Annotated in this window: 17 protein-coding genes; 6 read left to right on the top strand and 11 right to left on the bottom strand. The window is 73.1% G+C overall.

Features of this window, described 5'->3' with window-relative positions:
* Positions 1–62: 62 nt before the first annotated feature.
* Positions 63–1,037 carry a hypothetical protein gene (locus ABT008_RS20765; protein ID WP_350697871.1) on the bottom strand — a complete coding sequence of 325 codons (975 nt, stop codon included), beginning with the start codon at positions 1,035–1,037 and terminating at the stop codon, positions 63–65.
* Positions 1,038–1,396: 359 nt separating this feature from the next.
* Between ABT008_RS20765 and ABT008_RS20760 the strand changes: the two genes are divergently transcribed.
* Positions 1,397–3,031: a ricin-type beta-trefoil lectin domain protein gene (locus ABT008_RS20760; protein WP_350697870.1), complete on the top strand. Its 1,635-nt coding sequence runs from the start codon at positions 1,397–1,399 to the stop codon at positions 3,029–3,031.
* An 89-nt stretch (positions 3,032–3,120) separates the two neighbouring features.
* On the opposite strand, the gene ABT008_RS20755 is transcribed toward ABT008_RS20760, so the two are convergent.
* The 3 genes from ABT008_RS20755 to ABT008_RS20745 form a co-directional block, all read right to left on the bottom strand.
* Positions 3,121–5,574, bottom strand: a complete 2,454-nt coding sequence (locus ABT008_RS20755; RefSeq protein ID WP_350697869.1) for an HAD-IC family P-type ATPase — start codon at positions 5,572–5,574, stop codon at positions 3,121–3,123.
* Between the two features lie 205 nt (positions 5,575–5,779).
* Positions 5,780–6,814, bottom strand: coding sequence for a hemolysin family protein (locus tag ABT008_RS20750; protein WP_350697868.1), 1,035 nt, complete (start codon positions 6,812–6,814; stop codon positions 5,780–5,782).
* Complete coding sequence (locus tag ABT008_RS20745; protein WP_350697867.1) at positions 6,811–8,163, bottom strand: hemolysin family protein; 1,353 nt, start codon at positions 8,161–8,163, stop codon at positions 6,811–6,813. The genes ABT008_RS20750 and ABT008_RS20745 overlap by 4 nt, the downstream gene beginning before the upstream one ends.
* A 350-nt stretch (positions 8,164–8,513) precedes the next feature.
* Here ABT008_RS20745 and ABT008_RS20740 point away from each other — a divergent pair, with 350 nt between their 5' ends.
* The 3 genes from ABT008_RS20740 to ABT008_RS20730 all read left to right on the top strand — a co-directional run bounded on the left by ABT008_RS20740 (position 8,514) and on the right by ABT008_RS20730 (position 17,181).
* Complete coding sequence (locus ABT008_RS20740; protein ID WP_350697866.1) at positions 8,514–13,976, top strand: ATP-binding protein; 5,463 nt, start codon at positions 8,514–8,516, stop codon at positions 13,974–13,976.
* 82 nt (positions 13,977–14,058) lie between these two features.
* Positions 14,059–14,910, top strand: coding sequence for a phosphotransferase (locus ABT008_RS20735; RefSeq protein WP_350697865.1), 852 nt, complete (start codon positions 14,059–14,061; stop codon positions 14,908–14,910).
* A 9-nt stretch (positions 14,911–14,919) separates the two neighbouring features.
* A complete protein-coding gene (locus tag ABT008_RS20730) occupies positions 14,920–17,181 on the top strand; it encodes a glycoside hydrolase family 95 protein (protein WP_350697864.1) in 2,262 nt (753 codons plus the stop codon).
* Here the strand turns inward: ABT008_RS20730 and ABT008_RS20725 are convergent.
* From ABT008_RS20725 to ABT008_RS20695, 7 genes are all read right to left on the bottom strand, one after another.
* The gene (locus ABT008_RS20725; protein WP_350697863.1) at positions 17,129–18,121 is read right to left on the bottom strand and encodes an aldo/keto reductase; all 993 of its coding nucleotides are present in this window, start codon (positions 18,119–18,121) and stop codon (positions 17,129–17,131) included. The genes ABT008_RS20730 and ABT008_RS20725 overlap by 53 nt on opposite strands.
* A 41-nt stretch (positions 18,122–18,162) precedes the next feature.
* The gene (locus ABT008_RS20720; RefSeq protein WP_350697862.1) at positions 18,163–18,924 is read right to left on the bottom strand and encodes an SDR family NAD(P)-dependent oxidoreductase; all 762 of its coding nucleotides are present in this window, start codon (positions 18,922–18,924) and stop codon (positions 18,163–18,165) included.
* Entirely contained in the window at positions 18,921–19,778 is an 858-nt protein-coding gene (locus tag ABT008_RS20715; protein ID WP_350697861.1) for a fumarylacetoacetate hydrolase family protein, read from the bottom strand. Before ABT008_RS20715 ends, ABT008_RS20720 begins: the two co-directional genes overlap by 4 nt.
* Before the next feature lie 49 nt (positions 19,779–19,827).
* Positions 19,828–20,496, bottom strand: coding sequence for a ThuA domain-containing protein (locus ABT008_RS20710; RefSeq protein ID WP_350697860.1), 669 nt, complete (start codon positions 20,494–20,496; stop codon positions 19,828–19,830).
* 147 nt (positions 20,497–20,643) lie between these two features.
* The gene (locus ABT008_RS20705) at positions 20,644–21,138 is read right to left on the bottom strand and encodes a hypothetical protein (RefSeq protein WP_502890469.1); all 495 of its coding nucleotides are present in this window, start codon (positions 21,136–21,138) and stop codon (positions 20,644–20,646) included.
* Between the two features lie 113 nt (positions 21,139–21,251).
* The gene (locus ABT008_RS20700; protein WP_350697859.1) at positions 21,252–22,061 is read right to left on the bottom strand and encodes a class I SAM-dependent methyltransferase; all 810 of its coding nucleotides are present in this window, start codon (positions 22,059–22,061) and stop codon (positions 21,252–21,254) included.
* A 9-nt stretch (positions 22,062–22,070) separates the two neighbouring features.
* A complete protein-coding gene (locus ABT008_RS20695) occupies positions 22,071–23,006 on the bottom strand; it encodes an AraC family transcriptional regulator (RefSeq protein ID WP_350697858.1) in 936 nt (311 codons plus the stop codon).
* 303 nt (positions 23,007–23,309) lie between these two features.
* Here ABT008_RS20695 and ABT008_RS20690 point away from each other — a divergent pair, with 303 nt between their 5' ends.
* Together ABT008_RS20690 and ABT008_RS20685 are read left to right on the top strand one after the other, a co-directional pair.
* Entirely contained in the window at positions 23,310–24,335 is a 1,026-nt protein-coding gene (locus tag ABT008_RS20690) for an alpha/beta hydrolase (RefSeq protein WP_350697857.1), read from the top strand.
* Positions 24,239–24,478: an SDR family oxidoreductase gene (locus tag ABT008_RS20685; RefSeq protein ID WP_350697901.1), complete on the top strand. Its 240-nt coding sequence runs from the start codon at positions 24,239–24,241 to the stop codon at positions 24,476–24,478. Before ABT008_RS20690 ends, ABT008_RS20685 begins: the two co-directional genes overlap by 97 nt.
* The last annotated feature ends 41 nt before the right edge of the window (positions 24,479–24,519 follow it).

The following is a 24,519-nucleotide window of genomic DNA, read 5'->3' as shown; positions in this document are numbered from 1 at the left end:
CGCCCCGGACCGGCATGCCACGCCGGCCCGGGCCGGTCTCCCCCGCTGTCGCCGGTCGGTTCCTATCCGGTCGGGCTGATCCGGATCGACCAGCGCGTCGGCACGGCGTCACCGAGCAGGACCGGCACGGGTCCGCCGCAGACGCTCACCTGCCGGGCCACCTGGACGGCACGTCGGTCCAGCCCGGCGGCGAGCACGATGCCGGAGGCGTACGGCAGCCGTGGGTCGTAGACGTCCGCGACCCGGTGGCACTGGGCCGGCAGACGGTCGTCGGTCAGGTCGCCCACCACGGTGACCTGACCACCGGCGTCGATGACCTGCCGGACCAGACGCAACGCGTACCACCGCTGCTCCGGCGGCGGACCGCCGACGGTCAGCGCGTCCGGACAGCGGGTCAGGTCGACCTGGAGCCAGCGACCGGACGCCTCGCCGAGCAGGAGCGGAAGGGTCGCCGAGGAGAACGTCCCGGACTCGGCGTACCAGGTGTGCGGCGGGCCGGGTCGATCGGTGCGGGCACCGTCGAGGGACACCGTGACCGTCCGGCCGTCGAGCCGGACCTCGGCGGTCAGCGCGTACGGGTCGACCAGGGTCGACCGACCCGGCGCGGTCCGCTCGACCGGCGGCCGGGAACGTGCGCCCGGCCTCGGCGCGGCGGCGGGTCCGCTCGGGCGGGACAGGACGGCGGTGCGGGCCGGCAGCGTCCCGGTGTGCAGCGGCGAGAAGCGATCGGCGAGCGTCGGCACCGCAGCCGACGCGGACGGGGTCAGCAGGGTGATCGTCGGTGGCGATCCGGCCGACATCGACGGGTCGGGGGCCGGGTCGGGGCCGGGTGCCGGGGTCGGGCGGGAGCGACCGCGCAGCACCGCCACCGCGAGGGCGAACAGGATGACCGCGCCGAACACACCTGCGGCCTGCGTCAGCGGCGCCCCTGGCTGGAACGGCGTCGGGGCGGCGGCCTGGGCCGGACCGGCCGGCAGGAGCACGGTCAGCACGAACGTGCCGAGACCCGAGACGGCGACCCGCCGCAGTCGTCGCACCCCTGGTTCCCCTCCGGCCGAGCCGTCCCGGCCGGCAGCGGTTGCCGGTCGGCCGTGGCGCGGGGACGGGGACCCCGACCCGCCCCGCCGCACGGTGCCCAGAGCCTGCCAGCCCGATCGGGACATCGGTAGTCCCCGATCACCTCGGGGTCACCGACCCGGCCGGGTCACGGCCCGCCCTTCGGACGGGGGCGCCCCGGAGTCCCCGTCGGGGGACGTCCCGCCGCCCCTGCTGCGGCGGTGGGCGTACCGGGCCCGACGGGTGGCGAGAAACCGACCGGGATCGTGCCGCCCGCGCTGAACGGAGCGCGCCGCGCACGCGTCGAGGGCGGTGACGTCAGCACCGGAAGGGAAGACCCGTGGAGCCCGTACGCCCCTCCGCCCGGCCCCGGCTGGGCACGTTCTCGCGTCGCGCGGTCGCCGGTGGCATCGCCGGCCTGGCCGCGTTGTGCGCGGTGGCCGCCGCCGTCGGTTGGGGTGTGGCGTCGGACAAGGACGAGCCGACCGGCCGTCCCGTCTCCGACGAACACCTGACCGCGATCCAGGCCGCCGCCCGGTCCTGTCCCGTCCTGACCCCGTCCCGGCTAGCCGGCCAGCTCATGGCCGAGTCGGGGATGCGCACCACCGCCACCGGTACCGCCTCCGGCGGCGAGGGCATCGCGGGGCTCGACTCCGACGCGTGGCGGTCCTGGGCACCGTGGCCGAACGCGCGGCGTTCGGACACCACGGCGAACGTGATGGCACTCGCCCACCACATGTGTGACCTCAGTGGACACATCAGGGTGTCCCGGGTCGACGGGGACGCGTGGCGGCTGTCGCTGGCCGCGTACCACACCGGGCTCGACGACGTCCGGGACAGCGGCGGCATCCCGCCGTCGGCGGTCGAGTACGTCGACCGGGTCAGCGGCTACTCGGCGTACTACGACAGGCTGCCCGCGTTCGGCCGGTCCGACGAGTCCGGGCCGAGCCCCGACCGGCAGCCACCGAAGGCGGTCCCGGCCGACCTCGTCCGGCTCGTCGTCCGTGCCGGCACGATCTGCCCGCAGGTGCCGCCCGCAGCGGTCGCCGCCCAGGTGATGGCGTTGTCCGGGTTCGACCCGAACCTGCTCGGCGCGGACGGCCGGCGCGGCATCGCCCAGTTCCTGCCGGATGTGTGGCAGGAGTACGGCCCGACCGCCGCCTCGGTCTGGGAGCCTCGGGTGGCCATCCCGGCGCTGGGCGCCACGATGTGCGCGATGCGGACCGAACTCGCCGGCATCGAGGGCGACCCGTACCTGCTGGCGTTGGCCGCGTACCGCGGCGGGCCGGCGTCGGTGCGGCAGACCGGTGGTGAGCTGGACCGTACGACCCAGGCGTTCCTGCGCACGGTCCGCGAGCACACCGAGTACTACGAGTTGGACAGCCGGCTCGCGGTGAAGGTACGCACGACGAGTCCGGCCCCGTCGGTCTCCCCCTCCCCGACCGGCAGCCCGTCGACGAGCGGCAGCCCGTCCCCGGAGTCCTCCGGCTCGTCGTCGCCGGACGCCGACCCGGACAGCCCGTCGCCGCGCCCCTCCGCCTCGCCGTCGCGGACCCGGGACGAGACGCCGGTGGCGAAGCCGCCGACCCGTCCGTCCGGGGCGAAGCAGCTCGTCGGCATGGAGACCGGGCTCTGCGTCACCGCCGGCACCAGCGACGGCGTGCGCGCCAAGCTGGAACGGTGCCGGGAGACGCAGTCGCAGTGGTGGACCTTCCGGTCCGACGGCAGCGTCCGGGCCAACGGCCTCTGCCTCGACGTCGCCTGGGGTGAGCGGAAGGACGGCACTCCGGTGCAGGTCGCCCTCTGCAGCGGCAACCCCGCGCAGAAGTGGGAGTGGATCGAGTCCAACGGCCGCCGCTCCCTGTTCAACCGGGACACCGACCGGTGCCTGGACGTCGAGGGCCACTCGGCGGGTGCCCCGATGATGAGCTGGATCTGCGTGTTCAACCCGAAGCAGACCTTCACCCTCAAGTAGCGCCCACCCACACCGGAGCCCGGCACCCCTCGGGGGGTGCCGGGCTCCGCGTCGTCGGGACTCCGCAGAAGGCCGGCCCGGTCGGGTGGTCAGTCGGTCGGGGCGGACGGTGGTGTCGCCGCCCGGCGGCGGGTGACCGCCCAGACGGCCTCCATCAGCAGGCCCGCGCCGAGGGCGACGGCGGCTCCGGTCAACGGGGCCTGGACGCCGACCAGCCGGAGCTGGAAGAACTCCTGGAGGGCGGGCACCACCAGCACCGTGGCGAAGGCCAGGCCCATGCCCAGCACCAGCAGGATCCGCCACCAGGTGTACGGCCGGGCGATGATGGACAACGCCCAGAGCGCCACGACGAACAGCGTCAGCGTGGCGACCGACGTCTCCGCGGCGAGGTCGCCGCCGTAGTGCGCGCGGGCGTACGCGTACGCGCCGATGGTGGCGGCGGCGGCGAGGACGCCGCCCGGGACCGCGAACCGCAGCACCCGGCGGACGAAGTCGGGCCGGGCGCGTTCCACGTTCGGCGCCAGCGCCAGCACGAACGCCGGGATGCCGATGGTGAGCGACCCGATGAGGGTCAGGTGCCGGGGCAGGAACGGGTACGGCACGGACGCGAGCACCACGATGATCGCGAGCAGCACCGAGTAGACCGTCTTGGTCAGGAAGAGGTTGGCGACCCGCTCGATGTTGCCGATCACCCGGCGGCCCTCGGCCACCACCGAGGGCAGCGCGGAGAAGTTGTTGTCGAGCAGCACGATCTGGGAGACGCCCCGGGCCGCCGCGCTGCCGGAGCCCATCGAGATGCCGATGTCGGCGTCCTTGAGCGCGAGCACGTCGTTGACGCCGTCGCCGGTCATGGCCACGGTGTGCCCCCGGGACTGGAGGGCGCCCACCATGGCGCGCTTCTGCTGCGGGCCGACCCGACCGAACACGGAGTGGGTCTCCACGGTGCTCGCCAGCACCTGCGGGTCGGTGGAGAGGGTCCGGGCGTCCACCGGCTCGGCGGCGCCCGGCACGTCCACGCTGCGGGCCACCGCGCCGACCGAGACCGCGTTGTCGCCCGAGATGACCTTCGCGGCGACGCCCTGGTCGGCGAAGAAGCGCAGGGTGTCCGACGCCTCCGGGCGGACCCGCTGCCGGAGCACGACGAGCGCGACCGGCACGGTGGCCTGTGGCACCGCCGTCGGTTCCGCCAACGCCTCGGTGAGCGGGCGCGAGTATCGGGCGAGCAGCAGCACCCGCAGGCCCTGCCGGCCGTAGGTGTCCGCCTCGGTCAACGCCGGGTGCTCGGTGAGCAGCATCTCCGGCGCACCGACCAGCCAGGTGCCGGTGCGGCCGGACGGCTCGACGAGCGTCGCACCGCTCCACTTGCGCGCCGAGGAGAACGGTGCCGTCTCGCGTACGCTCCAGCCGGCCGGGGCGGGACACCGCTCGACGATCGCCCGCATGCTGGCGTTGGGGCGCTCGTCAACGAGGCCGAGCGCGCCGAGCACCGTCTCCACCGGTACGTCGGGCGTCAGCGGCCGGATCTCCGCCACGTCCATCGTCGCCTCGGTGAGCGTGCCGGTCTTGTCCAGGCACACCACGTCGACCCGGGCCAGGCCCTCGATGGCCGGCAGCTCCTGCACCAGGCACTGCCGTTTGCCGAGCCGGATCACGCCGACCGCGAAGGCGACCGAGGTGAGCAGCACCAGGCCCTCGGGGACCATCGGCACCAGCCCGGCCACCATCCGGCGGACCGCCTCGGGCAGGTCGTCCCGGTTGACCAGCAACTGGCTGATGATCAGCGCGATGCCGGCGGGGACGATCGCCCAGGTGACGAAACGCAGGATCCGGTCGATGCCGCTGCGCAGCTCGGAGTCGACGAGCGTGAAGCGCTTGGCCTCCTCGGCGATCTGCGCCGCGTACGCGTCTCGGCCGACCCGGGTGGCGGTGAAGACGCCACTGCCGGCCACCACGAAGCTGCCGGAGAGCACGTTGTCGCCGGGTGCCTTGACCACCGGGTCCGCCTCGCCGGTGAGCAGCGACTCGTCGACCTCCAGGCCGTCCACGGCGGCCAGCCGCCCGTCCACCACGATCTTGTCGCCAGCGCCCAGCTCGATCACGTCGTCGAGGACCAGTTCGGACGAGGTCAGGTCGACGGTCCGGCCGCCACGGCGGACCCGGGGGCGGGCCTCGCCGACGATCGCCAGCCGGTCCAGCGTGCGCTTGGCGCGGACCTCCTGAATGATGCCGATCAGGGTGTTCGCGATGATCACGCCGCCGAAGAGGGCGTCCTGGAGCGGGCCGACCACCACGATGATGGCGAACAGCACGCCGATGATGGCGTTGATCCTGGTGAACAGGTTGGCCCGGACGATCTGCCAGAGACTGCGGCTGGTGGTCGGCGGCAGGTCGTTGACTCCTCCGGCGGCGACCCGCTCGGCCACCTCGGCGACCGACAGCCCGTCCCGGATCCGCTCTGCGGTGACCGGGTCGGGACCCTGCGTGACGACCGGAGCCAACTCGTCCGTGGCCTGCCCTCGACCGGCGGCACCGACGGATTCCACGTGGTTGCTCCCCCCGGATGACGCGCGTGGACGTGCTCGTGGCGAGCACCCCGATGACGCTACCCGGCGGTCGTGAGCAGCCACCACGCATCAGCGACCACCGGCGACCCTGAGTTTTCCCGGGGTCGCCGGTGGTGAGAGCGCGGTGACGGCCGGTCCTCCCCGGCGCGCAGTCGGGTGCTCCGCGCCGGGGAGACCGGTCAGGTCAGCGGGTGGTCACGTCCTGGACCTCGCCGATGAGCTCCTCGACGATGTCCTCCAGGAAGATGACGCCGGTCGAGCCGCCGTCGGAGTCGAGGACCCGGGCCACGTGGGCACCGCTGCGGCGGAGCGCGGCCAGGGCGTCCTCCAACTCGCTGTCGCGCCGCACCGACGCGAGCCGGCGGACCCGCTTGGCCGGGACCGGGCTGGTCCAGGCGTCGCCGGTCAGGTCCATGACGTCCTTGATGTGCAGGTACCCGCTGGGCTCCCCGTCCGTGGTGAGCAGGTAGCGGGAGTAGCCGTGCGCGGCCACCGCCTGCTGGATCGCGGCGGGTGTCACCGTCGCCGGCAGCATCACCAGGTCCACCAACGGCACCTCCACGTCACCGACGGTCTTGCCGGTGAACTCGACGGCCGCGGTGAGGGCACCGTTGCCGTCGACGAGCACTCCCTCGCGGGTCGACTGCGCCACGATGGTGGCCACCTCGTCGAGCGTGTACGTGCTCGTGGCCTCGTCCTTCGGGGTCACCCGGAACAGTCTCAGGACACCGTTGGCGATCCCGTTCAGGGTCCAGATGATCGGGTTGAAGATCCGCGCGACCAGCACCAGCGGCGGGGCGAGAATCAGCGCCGCCCGGGTCGGCACCGAGAACGAGATGTTCTTCGGCACCATCTCACCGAACACCACGTGCAGGAAGGTGACCAGCACCAGCGCCACGACGAACGCGAGCACCGAGACCATGCTGGGCGACAACGGGGTGTTCGCCAGCGGGATCTCCAGCAGGTGGTGGATCGCCGGTTCGGAGACGTTCAGGATGAGTAGCGAGCACACCGTGATACCGAGCTGACTGGTGGCCAGCATCAGGGTGGCGTGCTCCATGGCCCAGAGCGTGGTCTGCGCCGCGCGGCTGCCGGCCTGCGCCTTGGGCTCGATCTGGGACCGCCGGGCGGAGATCACCGCGAACTCGGCGCCGACGAAGAACGCGTTGACCACCAGCAGGATGAACAGCCAGATGATGCCGGGCAGGTAGGCGCTCATCGGATCGCCCCTTCCTGGCGGTCGTCGACCCGGCGGTCTCCGCCGGAGCCGCCGGTGGTCTCGGTGGGCACGAAGCGCAGCCGGTCGGCCTGCACGCCGTTGAGGTGTTCGACCCGGAGCACACCGCCCTCGATGGCCACCTCGTCACCGACCGTGGGGAACCGGCCGAGGTGGGCGGTGACGAAGCCGGCGACGGTGTCGTACTCCTCGTCCTCGGGGACCACGATGCGGGCCCGTTCGAAGATCTCGTCCGGCCGTAGCGAGGCGTCGAAGTAGACCGAGCGGCCCCGGCGCCGCATGACGGTGCGGGCCCGGTCGTGCTCGTCCTCCAGATCGCCGATGATCTCCTCGACCAGGTCCTCCAGGGTGACGATCCCGGCGGTGCCGCCGTGCTCGTCGTAGACGACCGCGAACTGCAGGCCGCCGCCGCGCAGGGTCGGCAGCAGCACGTCGAGGTGCATGGTCTCGGGGATCCGCGCCGGCTCGACGACGAGGTCCTGCGCCCGCACCCCGGCGCGCTCGGCCGGCGGGATCGCGAAGGCGCGCTTGACGTGCAGCACCCCGACGATGTCGTCGACGTCCCGGCCGATCACCGGGAACCGGGACAGGCCGGTGGCGGTGGCCCGCTCGATGATCTCGTCGGCGGTGGCGGCGGCGTCGACCGCCGTCATCCGGACCCGCGGCGTCATCACGTCGGACGCGTCGTGCGCGGAGAAGCGCAGCGTGCGGTCGAGCAGCGTGGCGTGGTCCGGGTCGAGCACGCCGGCCCGGGCCGAGTGGCGCAGCAGCGAGCTGAGCTCCTCGGCGCTGCGGGCACCGGACAGCTCCTCCTTCGGCTCGATGCCGAAGGCCCGGATCACCGCGTTGGCGGTGTTGTTGAACAGCAGGATCACCGGCTTGAGCACGGTGGTGAACAGCGCCTGGAACGGCACCACGAACTTCGCCGTCTGCAACGGCACGGCCAGCGCGAAGTTCTTCGGCACCAGCTCACCGATCACCATCGAGAAGAGCGTCGCCAGCAGGATGCCGACGACCGCGCCGACGGCGGTCACCGCCCCGTCCGGTACGCCGACCGCGCCGAGCGGTTCGGCCAACAGCGAGCTGACCGCGGGCTCGAAGGTGTAACCGGTGAGCAGGGTGGTCAACGAGATGCCGAGTTGCGCGCTGGACAGGTGCGTCGAGGTGATCTTGAGGGCGGCGATCGTCGGACCGAGCCGCTTCTCACCCCGGGACTGACGCGCCTCGAGCTCCCCCCGGTCCAGATTGACCAGGGCGAATTCGGACGCCACGAACATGCCGGTGCCCACGGTGAGCAACAGGCCTATTCCGAGCAGGATCCATTCAGACACGAGTCAGCCCCTGTCGCGGGTCGACGGCCGTACGGGCGACCGGGACGACGAGGGGCCTCGGACTATGATGCGGAAGATCATCCATGAGCAGCAGAGAGTAATCGGTCGCGCTGAGAGCATGCTGAAAAGGGCCACCGGCGGGATGACGAACCGATCGGCCGTGATCGCGCCGTACCCGCTGCCCACGTGGGCGACCGCCAAAAGGTTTTGTGGGGTTCCCACAACTCGGGCTGGCCAGGGTTCGGCGGTTACGACATGGCGCTGGTTGCCCGTAGGCAGAACAGTGATCTGTGCGGGGGCCACCGTGCCCTGACGCGTGTCGCCGTAGGTCTACCGGAGGGGTCCGTCGGGTGTTCAGCCGTATCGCCATCGTCAACCGTGGTGAGGCCGCCATGCGGCTCATCCACGCGGTCCGGGAGCTGGCAGCGGAGACCGGCGCCCGCATCGAGACCGTGGCCCTGTTCACCGACGTCGACCGCACCGCCACGTTCGTCCGTGAGGCGGACGTCGCGTACGACCTCGGGCCCGCCGCCGCGCGCCCGTACCTGAACCTGGCCACGCTGGAGCGGGCGCTGGTGGAGACCGGCGCGGACGCCGCCTGGGTCGGCTGGGGCTTCGTCGCCGAGGACCCGGCCTTCGCGGAGCTGTGCGAGAAGATCGGCGTTACCTTCGTCGGGCCCAGCCCGGACGCGATGCGCCAGCTCGGCGACAAGATCGGCGCGAAGCTGATCGCCGAGCAGGTCGGCGTGCCGGTCGCGCCGTGGAGCCGGGGCGCGGTCGAGACGCTGGACGCCGCCCGCGCGGCGGCCACCGAGATCGGCTACCCGCTGATGCTCAAGGCGACCGCGGGCGGCGGCGGACGCGGCATCCGGGTGATCACCGACGAGGCCGAGCTGGCCGACGCGTACGAGCGCACCAGCCAGGAGGCCGCGCGGGCCTTCGGTAGCGGTGTGGTGTTCCTGGAGCGCCTGGTCACCGGCGCCCGACACGTCGAGGTCCAGGTGATCGCCGACGGTCAGGGCACCGCCTGGGCACTCGGCGTCCGGGACTGCTCGGTGCAGCGCCGCAACCAGAAGGTGATCGAGGAGTCGGCGTCGCCGGTGCTCGGCCCCGAGCAGACGGCCGAGTTGAAGACGTCGGCCGAGCGGCTGGCCGTGGCGGTCGGCTACCGGGGCGCGGCGACCGTCGAGTTCCTCTATCACCCCGGCGACCGGCTGTTCGCCTTCCTGGAGGTCAACACCCGACTCCAGGTGGAGCACCCGATCACCGAGTCCACCACCGGGTTCGACCTGGTCAAGGCCCAGTTGCACGTGGCCTCGGGCAAGCGGCTCACCGGCCGGCCGCCGGTCGAGCGCGGGCACGCCATCGAGGCCCGGCTCAACGCCGAGGACCCGGACCGCGACTTCGCGCCCTCCCCCGGCCGGATCGCGCGGCTGGACCTGCCGGCCGGCCCGGGCATCCGGGTGGACACCGGCGTCAGCGAGGGCGACACCATCCCCGCCGACTTCGACTCGATGATCGCGAAGATCATCGCCTACGGCCGGGACCGGGACGAGGCCCTGGGCCGGCTGCGCCGCGCGATGGCGGACACCACGGTGATCATCGAGGGCGGCGCGACCAACAAGAGCTTCGTGCTCGACCTACTCGACCAACCCGAGGTGATCGACGCCAGCGCGGACACCGGCTGGATCGACCGGGTCCGGGGCTCCGGCCGGCTGGTGGCGCACCGGCACTCCGGCATCGCGCTGGCCGCCGCCGCCATCGAGGCGTACGAGGAGGAGGAGCGCGTCGAGCAGCAGCGGCTGCTGGCCACCGCCTCCGGCGGACGTCCCCAGGTACAGCACGCCAGCGGCCGGCCGTTGGACCTCAAGCTGCGCGGCGTCGCGTACCGGATGCGGGTGGCCCGCACCGGCGCGCACCGGTTCCGGGTCGGCATCGAGACGGGCGACACGGTGCACACCGCCGACGTCGAGCTGGACCGCTTCGACCGACACACCGGGCAGATCGTCGTCAACGGCGCCCGGCACCGCCTGCTCACCGGCACCCACGGTCCGGTGCACCTGGTCGAGGTCGACGGGGTGGCGCACCGGGTCAGCCGGGACGAGGGCGGCGTGCTGCGCTCGCCGATGCCGGCGCTCGTCGTCGCCACTCCGCTGGCGGTCGGCGCCGAGGTCGAGGCGGGCGCGCCGGTGCTGGTGCTGGAAGCGATGAAGATGGAGACGGTGCTGCGGGCGCCGTTCCGGGCCCGGCTGAAGGAGTGCGCCGTCTCGGTCGGCAGCCAGGTGGCGGCCGGTGCGGCACTGCTGCGGCTGGAGCCGCTGACCGACGGGGAGGCCGAGACGGCGCAGGCCCCGGTGGCCGCCGTCGAGTTGGACCTGCCCACCCGGCCCGCCCAGCTCCCGGCCCGTCAGCGGGTCCGGCGCGGTCACGAGGACCTGCGCGGCCTGCTGCTCGGCTTCGACGTCGACCCGCACGACGGCGGGCGGGTGCTCGACGAGTACCTGGCCGCGCGGCAGACCGCCGTCGAGGAGGGGTACCGGCCGCTGGCCGAGGAACTCGACCTCGTCGACGTCTTCGCCGACCTGGCCGAGCTGAGCCGCAACCGGCCCACCGGCGAGGACGGCGGGGCCGCCCACGTGCACAGCGCCCGGGAGTACTTCCACACCTATCTGCAGAGCCTCGACGTCGAACGGGCCGGTGTGCCGGACGCCTTCCAGGCCAAGCTGGCCCGGGCGCTCGGGCGCTACGGCGTCGCCGAGCTGGACCGCGCCCCCGCGCTGGAAGGGGCCGTCTTCCGGATCTTCCTGGCCCAGCAGCGGGCCGCCGCCGACGCCACCGTCATTGCGACGCTGCTGCGTACCTGGCTGCGGGAGCCGCCGCCGGACGAGGCGCTGCGCGAACCGACCGGCCTCGCGCTGGAGCGGCTGCTGGCCGCGACGCAGGTCCGCTACCCGGTGATCGCCGACCTCGCCCGAGGGGTGGCCTTCGCCTGGTTCGCCCAGCCGCTGCTGCGCCGCAACCGGGCCCGGGTCTACGCCGAGGTCCGCCGCCACCTGCGGCACCTGGACACGCAGCCGGACGCGCCGGACCGCGCCGAGCGCGTCGCCGCGATGGTCCGCAGCACCGAGCCGCTGGTCCGACTGCTCGGCCAGCGGTTGCAGCGCGGACGCCTGGACAACACCGTGATGCTCGAGGTGCTGACCCGGCGCTACTACGGCAACAAGGGGCTGACCGGGGTGACCGGGCGCGAGGCGGCCGGCTGCCGCTTCGTGGTGGCCGGGCGCGCGGACTCCGAGCTGGTCTCGGCCGCCGTCGGCTTCGACGCGCTGGGTGACGCGCTGCGTGGGCTCGCCGAGCTGGCCGCCGACGGCTCCGCTGTCGACGCCGACATCTATCTGGCGTGGGAGAACCAGCCGGAGAGCTTCGACGAGATGGCGGCGGCGCTGCTGGCGGTCGTCACCGCGCACCCGCTGCCGCCGCAGGTCCGCCGGTTGACCGCCACGGTCGCCGGCAGCGACGGCGCGGTGATGCACCACCACTTCACGTTCCGCCCGTCGAGCGCCGGGATGGCCGAGGAGCGGCTGATCCGTGGCCTGCACCCGCACATCGCGCAGCGGATGCAGTTGGAGCGGCTGCACAAGTTCGACCTGACCCGGCTGCCGTCGGCGGACGAGGAGGTCTACCTCTTCCAGTGCGTGGCCCGGGAGAACCCGTCCGACGAGCGGTTGGTGGCGTTCGCGCAGATCCGCGACCTGACCGAGCTGCGGGAGCACGACGGTCGGCTGGTCGCGCTGCCCACCACCGAGGACACCGTGGCCGCCTGCCTCGACTCGATCCGCCGGGCGCAGTCCCGGCGGTCGTCGAAGAAGCGCTTCCACACCAACCGGATCGTCATCTACGTCTGGCCGCCGAGCAGCCTGACGCTGGAGGAGATGGAGAACCTCGCCGCCCGGATCCGCCCGACCACGGCCGGCGCCGGGCTGGAGGAGATCCTGTTCATCGGTCGGCAGCGCAACCGCCGCACCGGCGAGCTGACCAAGATCGCGGTACGGATCTCCTTCGACGCCACCGGCGGTGCCGAGCTGACCGTGGGCGAACCGCCGGTCGAGCCGGTCGAGCCGCTCGACGACTACCGGCTCAAGGTGCTGGGGGCGAGCAGCCGCAACACCGTCTACCCGTACGAGTTGACCCGCCTGCTCGGTGACTTCGTCGAGTACGACCTGGACGACGCGCACGTGCTGGTGCCGGTGGACCGGCCGAAGGGCCGCAACCGCGCGGCGATCGTGGCCGGTGTGGTGACCACCCCGACCGCCCGGCACCCGCAGGGCGTGACCCGGGTGGTGCTGCTCGGCGACCCGACCAAGTCGCTTGGTGCGCTCTCCGAGCCGGAGTGCCGCCGGGTGATCGCCGCCCTGGACCTGGCCGAGCGGATGCAGGTTCCGCTGGAGTGGTACGCGCTCTCCGCCGGTGCCCGGATCTCGATGACCTCGGGCACCGAGAACATGGACTGGGTGGCCGCCGCGCTCAAGCGGATCGTGGAGTTCACCCAGGACGGCGGCGAGATCAACATCGTGGTCGCGGGCATCAACGTGGGCGCGCAGCCGTACTGGAACGCCGAGGCGACGATGCTCATGCACACCAAGGGTGTGCTGGTCATGACGCCGGACTCGGCGATGGTGCTGACCGGCAAGCAGTCGCTGGACTTCTCCGGCGGGGTGTCCGCCGAGGACAACTTCGGCATCGGCGGCTACGACCGGGTGATGGGCCCGAACGGGCAGGCGCAGTACTGGGCACCGGACCTGCCCGCCGCGCGGGACGTGCTGATGTCGCACTACGAGCACACGTACGTCGCGCCGGGCGAGCAGGGGCCGCGACCGGGCACCACCACCGACCCGGTCGACCGGGACGTCTCCGACTTCCCGCACGTGGTGGCCGGCAGCGACTTCACGACCGTCGGCGAGATCTTCTCCCCGGTGGCGAACCCGGACCGCAAGAAGCCCTTCGACATCCGTACGGTGATGCGGGCGCTGTCCGACCAGGACCACCCGGTGCTGGAGCGCTGGGCCGGCATGGCCGACGCGGAGACCGCGGTGGTGCAGGACGTCCACCTCGGCGGCGTACCGGTCTGCCTGCTCGGCATCGAGTCGCGTGCGGTGCCGCGCCGGGGCTTCCCGCCCACCGACGGCCCGGACACCTACACGGCGGGCACGCTGTTCCCCCGCTCCTCCAAGAAGGCCGCGCGGGCGATCAACGCGGCCAGCGGCAACCGGCCGCTGGTGGTGCTGGCCAACCTGTCGGGCTTCGACGGGTCGCCGGAGTCGATGCGCAAACTGCAACTGGAGTACGGCGCCGAGATCGGCCGGGCCATCGTGAACTTCCGTGGCCCGATCGTCTTCTGCGTCATCTCGCGGTACCACGGTGGGGCGTTCGTGGTCTTCTCCAAGGCGCTGAACCCTCGCATGACGGTGCTGGCGCTGGAGGGCTCGTACGCCTCGGTGCTCGGTGGCGCCCCGGCCGCCGCCGTGGTGTTCTCCCGCGACGTCGACGCCCGCACCGCGGCCGACCCCCGGGTCCGGGACCTGGAGGCCCGGGTGGCGTCCGCGTCCGGCGCCGAGCGGGCCACGCTCACCGCCGAACTCGACGAACTCCGCTCGTCGGTGCGCGCGGAGAAGCTCGGTGAGGTGGCCACGGAGTTCGACCGGGTGCACAACATCGCCCGGGCGGTCGAGGTGGGCTCGGTCGACGCGGTGATCCGCGCCGCCGAACTCCGCCCGCGCGTCATCGCGGCGATCGGTGCGGCGGCGACCGAGTAGGACGGATCGTGGCGCGGACGCCGGTGGCCGGTTTCGGCCGCCGGCGTCCGCCCGTTCGGACCGCCACACGTAGGATCCGGCGGTGAACTCCGTACGCGACCGACTCTCCCGAGCACAGCGGGACCTGCTGGACCGGTGGCTCCCCGAGGCGACGGTGATCCGGGACCTGGGGTGGGACCTGCTGCCGACCACCGTGCTGGAGGTCGCCCACGACGGGGCACGGTACGTCGTCAAGGCCGGTGGCCCCGAGGACGGGCACATCGCACGTGAGCTGCGCGCCCACCACCACTGGCTGACGCCGTGGACCAGTCGGGACCGCGCGCCGGTGCTGGTGCACGGCGACGAGTCGGCCAAGCTGCTCGTCACCCGGTATCTCCCCGGCGAACTGGTGCTCGACACCGCACACGTCGACGATCCGGCCGCCTACCGGCAGGCGGGCGAGTTGCTGGCCCTGCTGCACGCACAGACCACGGCCACCGACGACGACTACGAGGCTCGCGAGAACGCCCGGGCGCTGGCCTGGCTCGCCGGCCCGCACCGGATCGCACCGGCCACGGTGGAGCGGCTGCGCGCCGAGATCGCCGCCTGGCCGACGCCGCCGGCCACGCTGGTCCCCACGCACGGGGACTGGCAGCCCCGCAACTGGCTGGTCCACCAGGGCCGGGTCAGCATCATCGACTTCGGTCGGGCCGCGCTACGACCGGCGTACACCGACTTCGGCCGGCTGGCCGTGCAGGACTTCCGCCGCGACCCGGCGCTGGAGCGGGCGTTCCTGGACGGGTACGGCACCGATCCGCGCGAGCCGGGAAGCTGGCACCGGACCCGGGTCCGCGACGCGATCGGCACGGCGGGGTGGGCGTACCGGGTGGGCGACGAACGTTTCGAGGAGCAGGGGCACCGGATGATCCGGGACGCGCTCGCGGCGACCGGGTGACCCACGCCGATGTCCCGCGCACCCGACGGTCCGCCGGGCCGCCACCGCCTCTGGTACGCGCGTCCCGCCACCGACTGGCAGTCCCAGGCGTTGCCGATCGGCAACGGTCGACTCGGTGCGATGCTGTTCGGTGGGCCGGAGCGGGACCGGATCCAGTTCAACGAGCAGAGCCTGTGGGGCGGGGCCAACGACTACGACAACGCCCTCGCCGGCCGACCCGACGACGACTTCGACCTGAGCGACACCGGCTTCGGGTGTTACCGCCCCTTCGGTGACCTGCTGCTCACCTTCGTCCTCCCGAGCGGGCCGGTCGCCGCCGACGTTGCGGGCCGGGGCGGTGACCTGGTCACCGACTACCACCGGGCGCTCGACCTGGAGTCCGGGATCCACACCACCGGCTTCGTCGTCGCCGGGCAGCGGGTCCGGCGGGAGGCGTTCGCCAGTCGCGCCGACGACGTGCTGGTGCTGCGCTACCAGGCCGCGCACGCCGGCCCACTGGACTGCGACATCGCCCTGACCAGTGCGCAGGGCGCGCCGACGACCGTGGACGCCGCCGCGCGTACCGCGGCCTTCCGGGGTCGGTTGGGCAACGGCCTGCGGTACGCGGCCGGGCTGCGGCTGGCCGGCACCGACGGCGTGGTCACCGCCGTGGGTGGGCGGTTGCGGGTACGCGCGGCGACCTGGATGACGCTGCTGCTGGACGCCCGCACCGACTACCGGATGGACGCCTCGGCCGGGTGGCGCGGCAGCGCGCCGGAGCCGACCGTCGAGGCCGCTCTCGACGCGGCGGCGGACCGGTCCTACCCGGCGCTGCGCGAGACGCACCTCGCCGACAGCACGGTGATGGCGCGACGTGTGTCGGTCACCTGGGGACAGTCCGACGAGGATCTCCTCGCACTGCCGACGGACGTCCGGTTGGCCCGCTACCGCGCGGGCGGCGAGGACACCGCACTCGAACAGACCATGTTCGTCCTCGGCCGCTACCTGCTGCACAGTTCCTCCCGGCCGGGCGGGCTCCCCGCCAACCTCCAGGGACTCTGGAACGACAGCGACCGGCCGCCGTGGGCCTGCGACTACCACACGAACATCAACGTGCAGATGAACTACTGGGCGGCCGAGACGACCGACCTCGGCGACAGCCATCGTGCGCTGGTCGAGTTCGTCCGCCAGGTGGCGGTGCCGAGCCGCGTCGCGACCCGGCACGCCTTCGGCGCCGACACCCGGGGCTGGACGGCCCGGACCAGCCAGAGCATCGTCGGCGGCAACGCCTGGGAGTGGAACACCGTCGCCAGCGCCTGGTACGCGCAGCACCTCTACGAGCACTGGGCCTTCACCCCGGATCACGCCTTCCTGCGGGACACCGCGTACCCGATGATCAGGGAGATCTGCGAGTTCTGGCAGGACCGGCTGATCGAGCGGGACGGTCGGCTCGTCGCGCCGGACGGCTGGTCGCCGGAGCACGGCCCGCGCGAGCACGGCGTGACGTACGACCAGCAGATCGTCGCCGACCTCTTCGACAACTACCTGGACTGCGCCGAGTCGCTCGACGTCGACGCCGAGTACCGGGCCGTCGTCGCCGACCTGCGTGCCCGGCTCGCGCCGCACCGGATCGGACGGTGGGGTCAGCTCCAGGAGTGGCTGACCGACCGGGACGACCCGGACGACGTGCACCGGCACACCTCGCACCTGTTCGCGGTCTTCCCCGGCCGCCAGATCACCCCGACGGCGACACCCGACCTCGCGGCGGCGGCCCTGGTCTCGCTCACCGCCCGCTGCGGCGAGCGCGACGGCGTACCGTTCGACGAGTCCACCGTCCGGGGCGACAGCCGTCGTTCCTGGACGTGGCCGTGGCGGGCCGCAGTCTTCGCCCGCCTCGGCGAGGCGCAGCGGGCCCGTCACATGATCCGTGGCCTGCTGCGCTACAACACGCTGGACAACCTGCTCTGCGACCATCCACCGATGCAGCTCGACGGCAACTTCGGCGTCACCGCCGCCGTCGTCGAGATGCTCCTGCAGAGCCACCAGGGCGTCGTCCACCTGCTGCCGGCGCTGCCCCGGGAGTGGGCCGACGGCGCGTTCCGGGGCCTCCGCGCCCGGGGCGGCTACCGCGTCGACTGCACCTGGCGGGACGGCCGGGTCGTCGACTTCACGATCGTGGCCGACCGGGCACCGCACCGCGACCCGGTCCGGGTCCGGGTCGACGGCGAGGACGTGTGGGTCACGCCGACGGCTCCCGGGGCCGCTCCTCCGCCGGGATCAGCCCCTCGCTGACCAGCTCGGTCCAGAGCGCGTCGGGCACCGGTGCGGCGAAGCGGGCCGCGTTGTCGGCGACCTGCGTGGCGGTGTGCATCCCGACGACCACCGACGCGACGCTCGGGTGGCGGGCCACGAAGGCCATCGCCACCTGCGGCAGGGTCGTGCCGTGCCGCCGACACACCTGCGCGATGCGGACCGCCCGGTCGCGCAGCGACGGCGGCACCGGGCCGTAGTCGTAGGTGTCGCCCGGCTCGGCGGTGGCCAGCACGCCGCTGTTGAAGACGGCGGCGGCCAGCACGGACACGCCGCGTTCCCGGCACCGGGGCAGCAGCCGCTCGGCCGCCGTCTGGTCCAGCAGCGTGTAGCGGCCGGCGAGCATGACCACGTCCACGTCGGTCTCGGCGACGAACCGCTCCAGCATCCGGGTCTGGTTCATGCCGACCCCGATCGCGCCCACCACCCCCTGGTCGCGCAGCTCGTGCAGCGCCGGGTACGCCTCTGCGACGGCCTGCCGCCAGTGCGCGTCCGGATCGTGCAGCAGCACCACGTCGACCCGGTCCAGTCCGAGCCGGTCCAGACTGGCCGCCAGCGACCGGAGCACCCCGTCGGCGCTGAAGTCCCAGCGGCGGGCCTGGTCGGCGGGCACGTCGAAGCCGGCGTCGTCGCGCAGGTGCGCGGTGGTGGGCGAGGGCACCAGCAGCCGGCCGACCTTCGTGGACACGGTGAACTCGTCGCGGGGACGCCCGGCCAGCGCGGCGCCCAGTCGACGCTCGGACAGTCCGAGGCCGTAGTGCGGCGCGGTGTCGTAGTAGCGGACGCCCAGCTGCCACGCGGTGTCCACGGCGCGTCGTGCCGTCTCGTCGTCCACCGCGCGGTACAGGTTGCCGATCCCGGCCGCGCCGAAGCCGAGCGCGCTCACCGGCACCGCCGTGCGACCCAGTCGGGGGTGTCGCATCGCCGCCTCCTCACGAGGGCGTCGCCGTCGGCGACAGGTGGTCAGGTCGCGGCGGCAGCGCGCAGCCGCAGGGAGTGCATCCCGCCGTCCACGGCGAGCACGGTCCCGGTGGTCGCACCGGCCGACGGACCGGCCAGGTACGCGACGGCGGCGGCCACCTCGTCGGCGGCGACCAGCCGCCCGGTGGGTTGTCGGGCTCGCAGGGCGGCCAGTTCGGCGGACGGGTCGGCGGCGGCGTCGACCAGCCGGCGTACCCACGGGGTGTCGACGGTGCCGGGGTTCACACAGTTGACCCGGATGCCCTCGCCGACGTGGTCGGCCGCCATGGCGAGGGTCAGCGCCTGCACGGCACCCTTCGTCGCGCCGTACAGCGCCCGGTCGGGCAGTCCGGTGCTCGCCGCGATCGAGCCGATGTTGACGATCGCGGCGTGGGCGGAGCGCCGCAGGTGGGGCAGGGCCGCCCGGGTGACCCGGACGATCCCGACCACGTTGACGTCGAACACCCGGTGCCACTGGTCGTCCGGGTTGGCCTCGACGGTGCCCCGTGCGCCGATCCCGGCGTTGTTGACCAGCACGTCGAGCCCGCCGAGCCGGCTCGCGGCGTCGGTCACCGCCTCGGTCACCGAGGCCGCGTCGGTGACGTCGCACCGCACCCCGAGCAGCGGCGCCGGTACGCCGGAGGGGTCCAGGTCGAGGCAGGCCACCGCCGCTCCCCGCTGCGCCAGCAGCCGGGCCGTGACGAGGCCGATGCCCGAGCCGCCGCCGGTGACCACCACGGCCAGCCCGGTGAACTCGTCGGTCACGACGCCTGCCCGACCGTCTGCCGCTGGGTGCCGAGACCATCCACCTCGACCTCGATCACGTCACCGGGACGCAGGTACGGCTTCGGCTCGGGCATCCCCAGCGCCACGCCGGCCGGGGTGCCGGTGTTGAGCACGTCGCCCGGTTCGAGCACCATGAACTGGCTGACGTACCGGACCACCTCGGCGACCCCGAAGATCATGTTCTTGGTGCTGCCGTCCTGTCGGCGCGTGCCGTTGACGCTCAGCCGCAGACCGAGCTGCTGCGGGTCGGGCACCTCGTCGGCGGTGACCAGCCACGGACCGAGCGGGTTGAAGGTCTCGCAGGACTTGCCCTTGTCCCACTGGCCGCCGCGTTCGAGCTGGAACTCGCGCTCGGAGACGTCGTTGGAGACGGTGTAGCCGGCGACGCAGGCCATCGCCTCGTCGTCGCTGTCCAGATACCGCGCGGTGCGGCCGATGACGACGGCGAGTTCGACCTCCCAGTCGGTCTTGACGCTGCCGCGCGGGATCAGCACCTCGTCGTCCGGGCCGACCACGGTGTTGGGCGCCTTCATGAACAGGATCGGTTCGGTCGGCAGTCGCGCGCCGGTCTCCGCCGCGTGGTCGGAGTAGTTGAGCCCGACACACACGATCTTGCCGGGACGGGCGATCGGCGCCCCGATCCGTGGCGCGGGGTCCGCGAGCACGGGCAGCCGCCCGTCGGCGAGCGCGGTGCGGACCCGGGCCGGGCCGTCACCGGCGAGGAAGCTCCCGTCGATCTCGGTCACCAGGCCGGAGAGGTCCCGAAGCCGACCGTCCCTGTCGCGTACGGCGGGACGTTCCTGACCGACCGCGCCCACCCGTAGTAGCTTCACGCCGCACCCTTCGGACAGAGATCGACCTTGCTGCATCGTTATAGAGGAGTCACGAGGGTGTCGGCAAGGGGTCGTCGGGGTGGGGTGCCGCGGTCACCCACCGCAGCGCCCCGGCCAGGTGGGCACGGAACGACCGGTCGGCGTACGCCTCGACGGTGTGCCCGAGGGCGGTGTAGAACGCCCGTCCGCCCAGCCGGTCGTGGCACCAGGCCAGCGGATGGTCGGCCCCGGTGCGGCCACCGTCGTACGTGGACTCGTCGACCCGCAGCAGGATCCGGGCACGCGGGTACGACCGGAAGTCGTACCACTCGTCGACCCACTCCCAGCGGGCCGGCAGATGCGCGGTGGCTGAATGATCAGGATCGGTCACCGTGACCGTGGCGGGCTGCACCGGCGGATGCCTGTCGAACGCGGCGCCCACCAGCTCGCCGTAGAACGGCCAGTCGTACTCGGTGGCGGCGGCGGAGTGCACGCCGAGGAACCCTCCGCCCCCACGTACGTACGCCTCCAGCGCCGCCCGACCGGCTTCGGTGAGCACCGTGCCGTTGGTGTTGAGGAAGACGACCGCCCCCACGTCGGCCAACTCGGCGGCGGCGAAGACGTCCGGGTCCTCGGTCGCCGTCACGTCGGAGCACAGCTCGCGCAGGGCCCGGACACCGGCCGGGATCGAATCGTGCCGGTACCCGGTGGTCCGGGAGAAGACCAGGACTCGTCTCACGTGACATCACCACCCCGCGACTCGACGGTTCAGGTATGCCTCCAGGTTGCCGTACCCGTCGTCACCCGGCGCAGATGGACCATGATCGGCACGATCGCGGCATGACGCGCCGGATGCCGAACGCCCTGTCCGGCGCGACGGCGCGGGTCACGGCGTCAGCGGCGCGGTCGATCCGGCGTCGAGCGCCTGCCGGGCCCGCGCGACACCGGAGCGGATCATCGCGCCGTACCCGTCGTCGGGGAGCGCGTCGAGGTCCGCCTCCGCCGCCGCCAGGTGGCGACGCGCCTCGGCGGCGTCGCCGGCCCTGCGGTGGGCGTCGGCCAGGTTGAGCCGCAGGGACGGCAGGAAGGCCCGCACCCGCAGCGAGTCGTGGTACCGGCGGGCCCGCTCCTCGCTGAGGTCGGTGATCGCGGCCAGCGCCCGCTGGTCCCAGGTCAGCTCGTCGGTGACCGAGTCCTGCAGGTCGGCGAGGAAGTGCGCGACGGTGCACCGGTGCAGCGCGTCCCCGTCGACCCCGATCGTCTCCCAGAGCCGTTCCAGCGCGTCCCGCGCGCCCGCGCGGTCCCCGGCGCGGCCCGTCTCGACGGCAACGCCGATGGCGGCCATCACGTCATCCGTCACGTCCGTCGTGGACTCCGGCACGGCTGTTCCTCCTGGTGTGTCGGGGACCGGTGGCGGGCCGCAGCGGCGGGTGGCGCACCGGGCGGGTCGGTGTCCCGCACCGCACCAGGTTGCGCCCTCGACCTGCTCGAGGGTCAAGAACCGCCGGCCACCGCCGGGCCGCGTCGCCGGGCCAGCCACAGCCCGGTGGTCAGCTCGTGTTCGACGACGCCACCGTGGCTGTCGACGAGGTCGGCCAGGGCGTCGTGCAGGCGGACCCGCTGCTGCTCGGGCAGCATCCGGTGCGGCGAGAAGGTGGACAGCAGGGTGAGGTAGCGCGCGGTGTCGTACGGCACCACGGTCACCACCCGCTCGTGCGTGACGTCGGTGAACCCGGGTGCCGTGCGCAGCTCCTGCGGGTCGAAGGCGCCCGGGTGCCGGGTGTGCACCGGCCGTCCGGGCAGGTCGGCGATCTCCGGGGCGTGGCGCTGGTAGACCGCGTCCATCGCGGCGCGCAGTTCCGCGTCGGCGAAGCCGTATTCGTGCCCGAAGATCGCGAGCACCCCGTCGGGCGTCAGTGCCTCGGCGGCCAGGCCGGTCCGTCGGGTGTGGTCGACCCAGTGCCACGCCTGCGCGCTGGCCAGCAGGTCGACCCCGCCGGGCGGCGGACGCCAGTCCTCGAACCGGTCGACCACCACCGACACCAGGTCGTCGTCGGTGAAGCGTCGCGCCAGCAGCGCGGCCATCGCCGGGTCCGGCTCGACACAGGTCAGGGGTACGCCGAGACGACGCAGCAACGCGCTGCCCTTGCCGGTGCCCGCGCCCACCTCGACCACCTCGGCCGGTGTGCCGGTGGCGTACCCGGTGATCAGGTCCAGCAGGGCGGCCGGATAGTCCGCCCGACTCCGCTCGTACGCCTCGGCGACCTCGCCGAACACGTTCCGCTGCTCCCGTGGCACCGCCATGCCGCCACCCTACGGAAGAAGACCGGCCGGCGTGGGGACCGGACGGGGCACCGGAGCGGGTCGGCCCAGCTCGCCGTGCAGGCGGGCGGCGTCCTGGCGGGGCGGCAGGCCGAACTGGCGGCGGTACTCGCGGCTGAACTGGGACGGGCTGTCGTAGCCGACCTGACGGCCGACGCCGGTGACGTCGTCGGGGCGGGTGGCGAGCAGCAGTCGGGCCTCCTGCAACCGGATCTGCTTCTGGAACTGGATCGGGCTCATCGCGGTGACCGCCTGGAAGTTGCGATAGAAGGCGGAGACGCTCATGCCGGCGAGCCGGGCGAGATCCTCCACCCGGAACGCTCGGGCGTAGTGCTCCCGGATCCACCGGACCGCGCGGGCGACGTGGCTGAGGCTGCTGTCGGCGAGACCGAGCTGCCGCACGGTGGCCCCGTGCTCGCCGGTCACCAGCCGCCAGAGGATCTCCTGTTTGACCAGTGGCGCCAGCACCGCCGCGTCGCGTGGCCGGTCGAGCAGGCGGACCAGTCGGACCGCCGCGTCGAGCAGCTCCGGGGGCGCGTCGCTGACGGCCAGGCCGGACGGCGCGCCGCCGCCGACCTGCGGCAGGTCTCCGGGCGTCGCCCGCAGCAGCACCTCGGCGACCGCTGCCGGACGCAGGACCAGGCCGACGCCGAGCGCCGGGTGGTCCGGGTCGATCCCGAGGAACTCGCCGGTGACCGGCAGGTCCACCGAGGCGACGAGGTACTGCCCGGCGCGGTACTCGTACACCCGGTCGCCGGTCGCGAGTCGTTTCGCGCCCTGGGCGATGAGCGCCAACACCGTGCCCGACATCGACGGCGACGGCGGCGCCGACCGGTCGACCCGCGAGATCAGCAGGTCGTCGATGGCGATGTGCTGGTCCGGGCGGGCGTGACGGTCGAGCAGGTCACGTAACTCGTCGAGGCTCACCGGGCCATTGGAGCAGGAAACCGATCCTCGCCACAACGAGAGGATCAGGCAAGAGGCCGGGAGAAACTGCCTACCGTCCTCGCTGCCCACAATGCTTATATGGGTTGGTCGATCTACCAACGACAGCGGCTCACCTGGAGGAATCACCGACATGACCGTCGACCGGGGCTTCCCCGGCGCGCGACCTCGTCACGCGACTCGAACCGCTGCTCGCCGCCGAGGCGACCTACACCGACGAGGTGCCGGTCGGCGGCAGAGCCGCCCTCTGAGCCGACACCCACCCCGCCGACCCGAGGACCCGACATGACGTTGCCCCGCCCCGACCTCGACCCCGACCTGCGGGCGCTGCTCGCCGACCTGCCGCTGGTCGCCCGACTCGACCTCGACGTGCTCGCGCAGATCCGGCCCTACGCCACCACGCCCGTGGAAACCCTGCTCGACGGCGCGTCCGTGGACCGACAGGAGATCACCGTCCCAGCCGCCGACGGCACCCCGATCCCGCTGTCCGTGCTGCGCCCCGCCGGAAGCACCGGCGACACACCGGCGCCGTGCGTCTACTGGATCCACGGCGGCGGGATGGTCCTGGGCGACCGCTACGCCCAACTCGACATCCCCCTCGAATGGCTGGACCGCTTCGGTGCCGTGGTCATCTCGGTGGACTACCGGTTGGCGCCCGAGTTCAGCGGCGCGACGCTGGTCGAGGACTGCTACCAGGGCCTGCTCTGGACCGCCACGCACGCCGCCGACCTGGGCATCGACCCGGCCCGCCTGGTCGTCGCCGGGGCCAGCGCCGGTGGTGGCCTGGCCGCCGGGGTGACCCTGATGGCCCGTGACCTCGGCACCCCGCCGATCGCCGCCCAGATGCTGATCGGTCCGATGCTGGACCACCGCAACGACACCGTCTCCAGTCGTCAGTACGCCGGTGGTCCCGACGTCTGGACCGGCGAGTCGAACGAGTTCTGCTGGCGTTGCGTGCTGGGCGAGGACGGTGACCGGCCGGTGCCCGCGTACGTGTCACCGGCGCTCGCCGACGACCTGTCCGGACTGCCCACCACCTACGTCGACGTCGGCTCGGCCGAGGTCTTCCGGGACGAGAGCGTCGACTACGCCAGCCGGATCTGGGCCGCCGGTGGGCAGGCCGAACTGCACGTGTGGGCGGGCGGTTGCCACGGTTTCGACGCGATCCTGCCGCAGGCGGCCATCTCCACCACGGCCCGCCGTACCCGCACCGACTGGCTCGCCCGGGTGCTGACCACCGCAACTCGGTCTCCCCCGGCTCCACCCGCACCCGCATCGCCGACGACGCCTTCGCCCGACACCCGGAGGTGATCCCGCACCTGGCGGCCCGGACCGCGCTCGGCCGAGTCGGCGAACCGGACGACATCGGGGTGGCCATCGCCGCGCTGCTGGACGACGCCGGTCGCTGGATCACCGCCCAGGACATCGAGGTCTCCGGCGGCTGTCGGCTCTGACGTGGGCGGCCGGGGCGGGCGGGTCCTCCGTCCGCCCCGGC

The organism is Micromonospora sp. NPDC002389, assembly GCF_040296095.1.
Taxonomy (GTDB): domain Bacteria; phylum Actinomycetota; class Actinomycetes; order Mycobacteriales; family Micromonosporaceae; genus Micromonospora.
Note: the sequence above shows the minus strand (reverse complement) of the source record. Positions and strands in the feature narration are given on the sequence as shown.

What these genes read in the sequence shown, in the direction of transcription:
- ABT008_RS20700 (WP_350697859.1), bottom strand. Translation starts at nt 22,061, where the DNA reads ATGGCGGTGCCACGGGAGCAGCGGAACGTGTTCGGCGAGGTCGCCGAG.
- ABT008_RS20690 (WP_350697857.1), top strand. Translation starts at nt 23,310, where the DNA reads ATGACGTTGCCCCGCCCCGACCTCGACCCCGACCTGCGGGCGCTGCTC.
- ABT008_RS20750 (WP_350697868.1), bottom strand. Translation starts at nt 6,814, where the DNA reads ATGAGCGCCTACCTGCCCGGCATCATCTGGCTGTTCATCCTGCTGGTG.
- ABT008_RS20725 (WP_350697863.1), bottom strand. Translation starts at nt 18,121, where the DNA reads ATGCGACACCCCCGACTGGGTCGCACGGCGGTGCCGGTGAGCGCGCTC.
- ABT008_RS20730 (WP_350697864.1), top strand. Translation starts at nt 14,920, where the DNA reads ATGTCCCGCGCACCCGACGGTCCGCCGGGCCGCCACCGCCTCTGGTAC.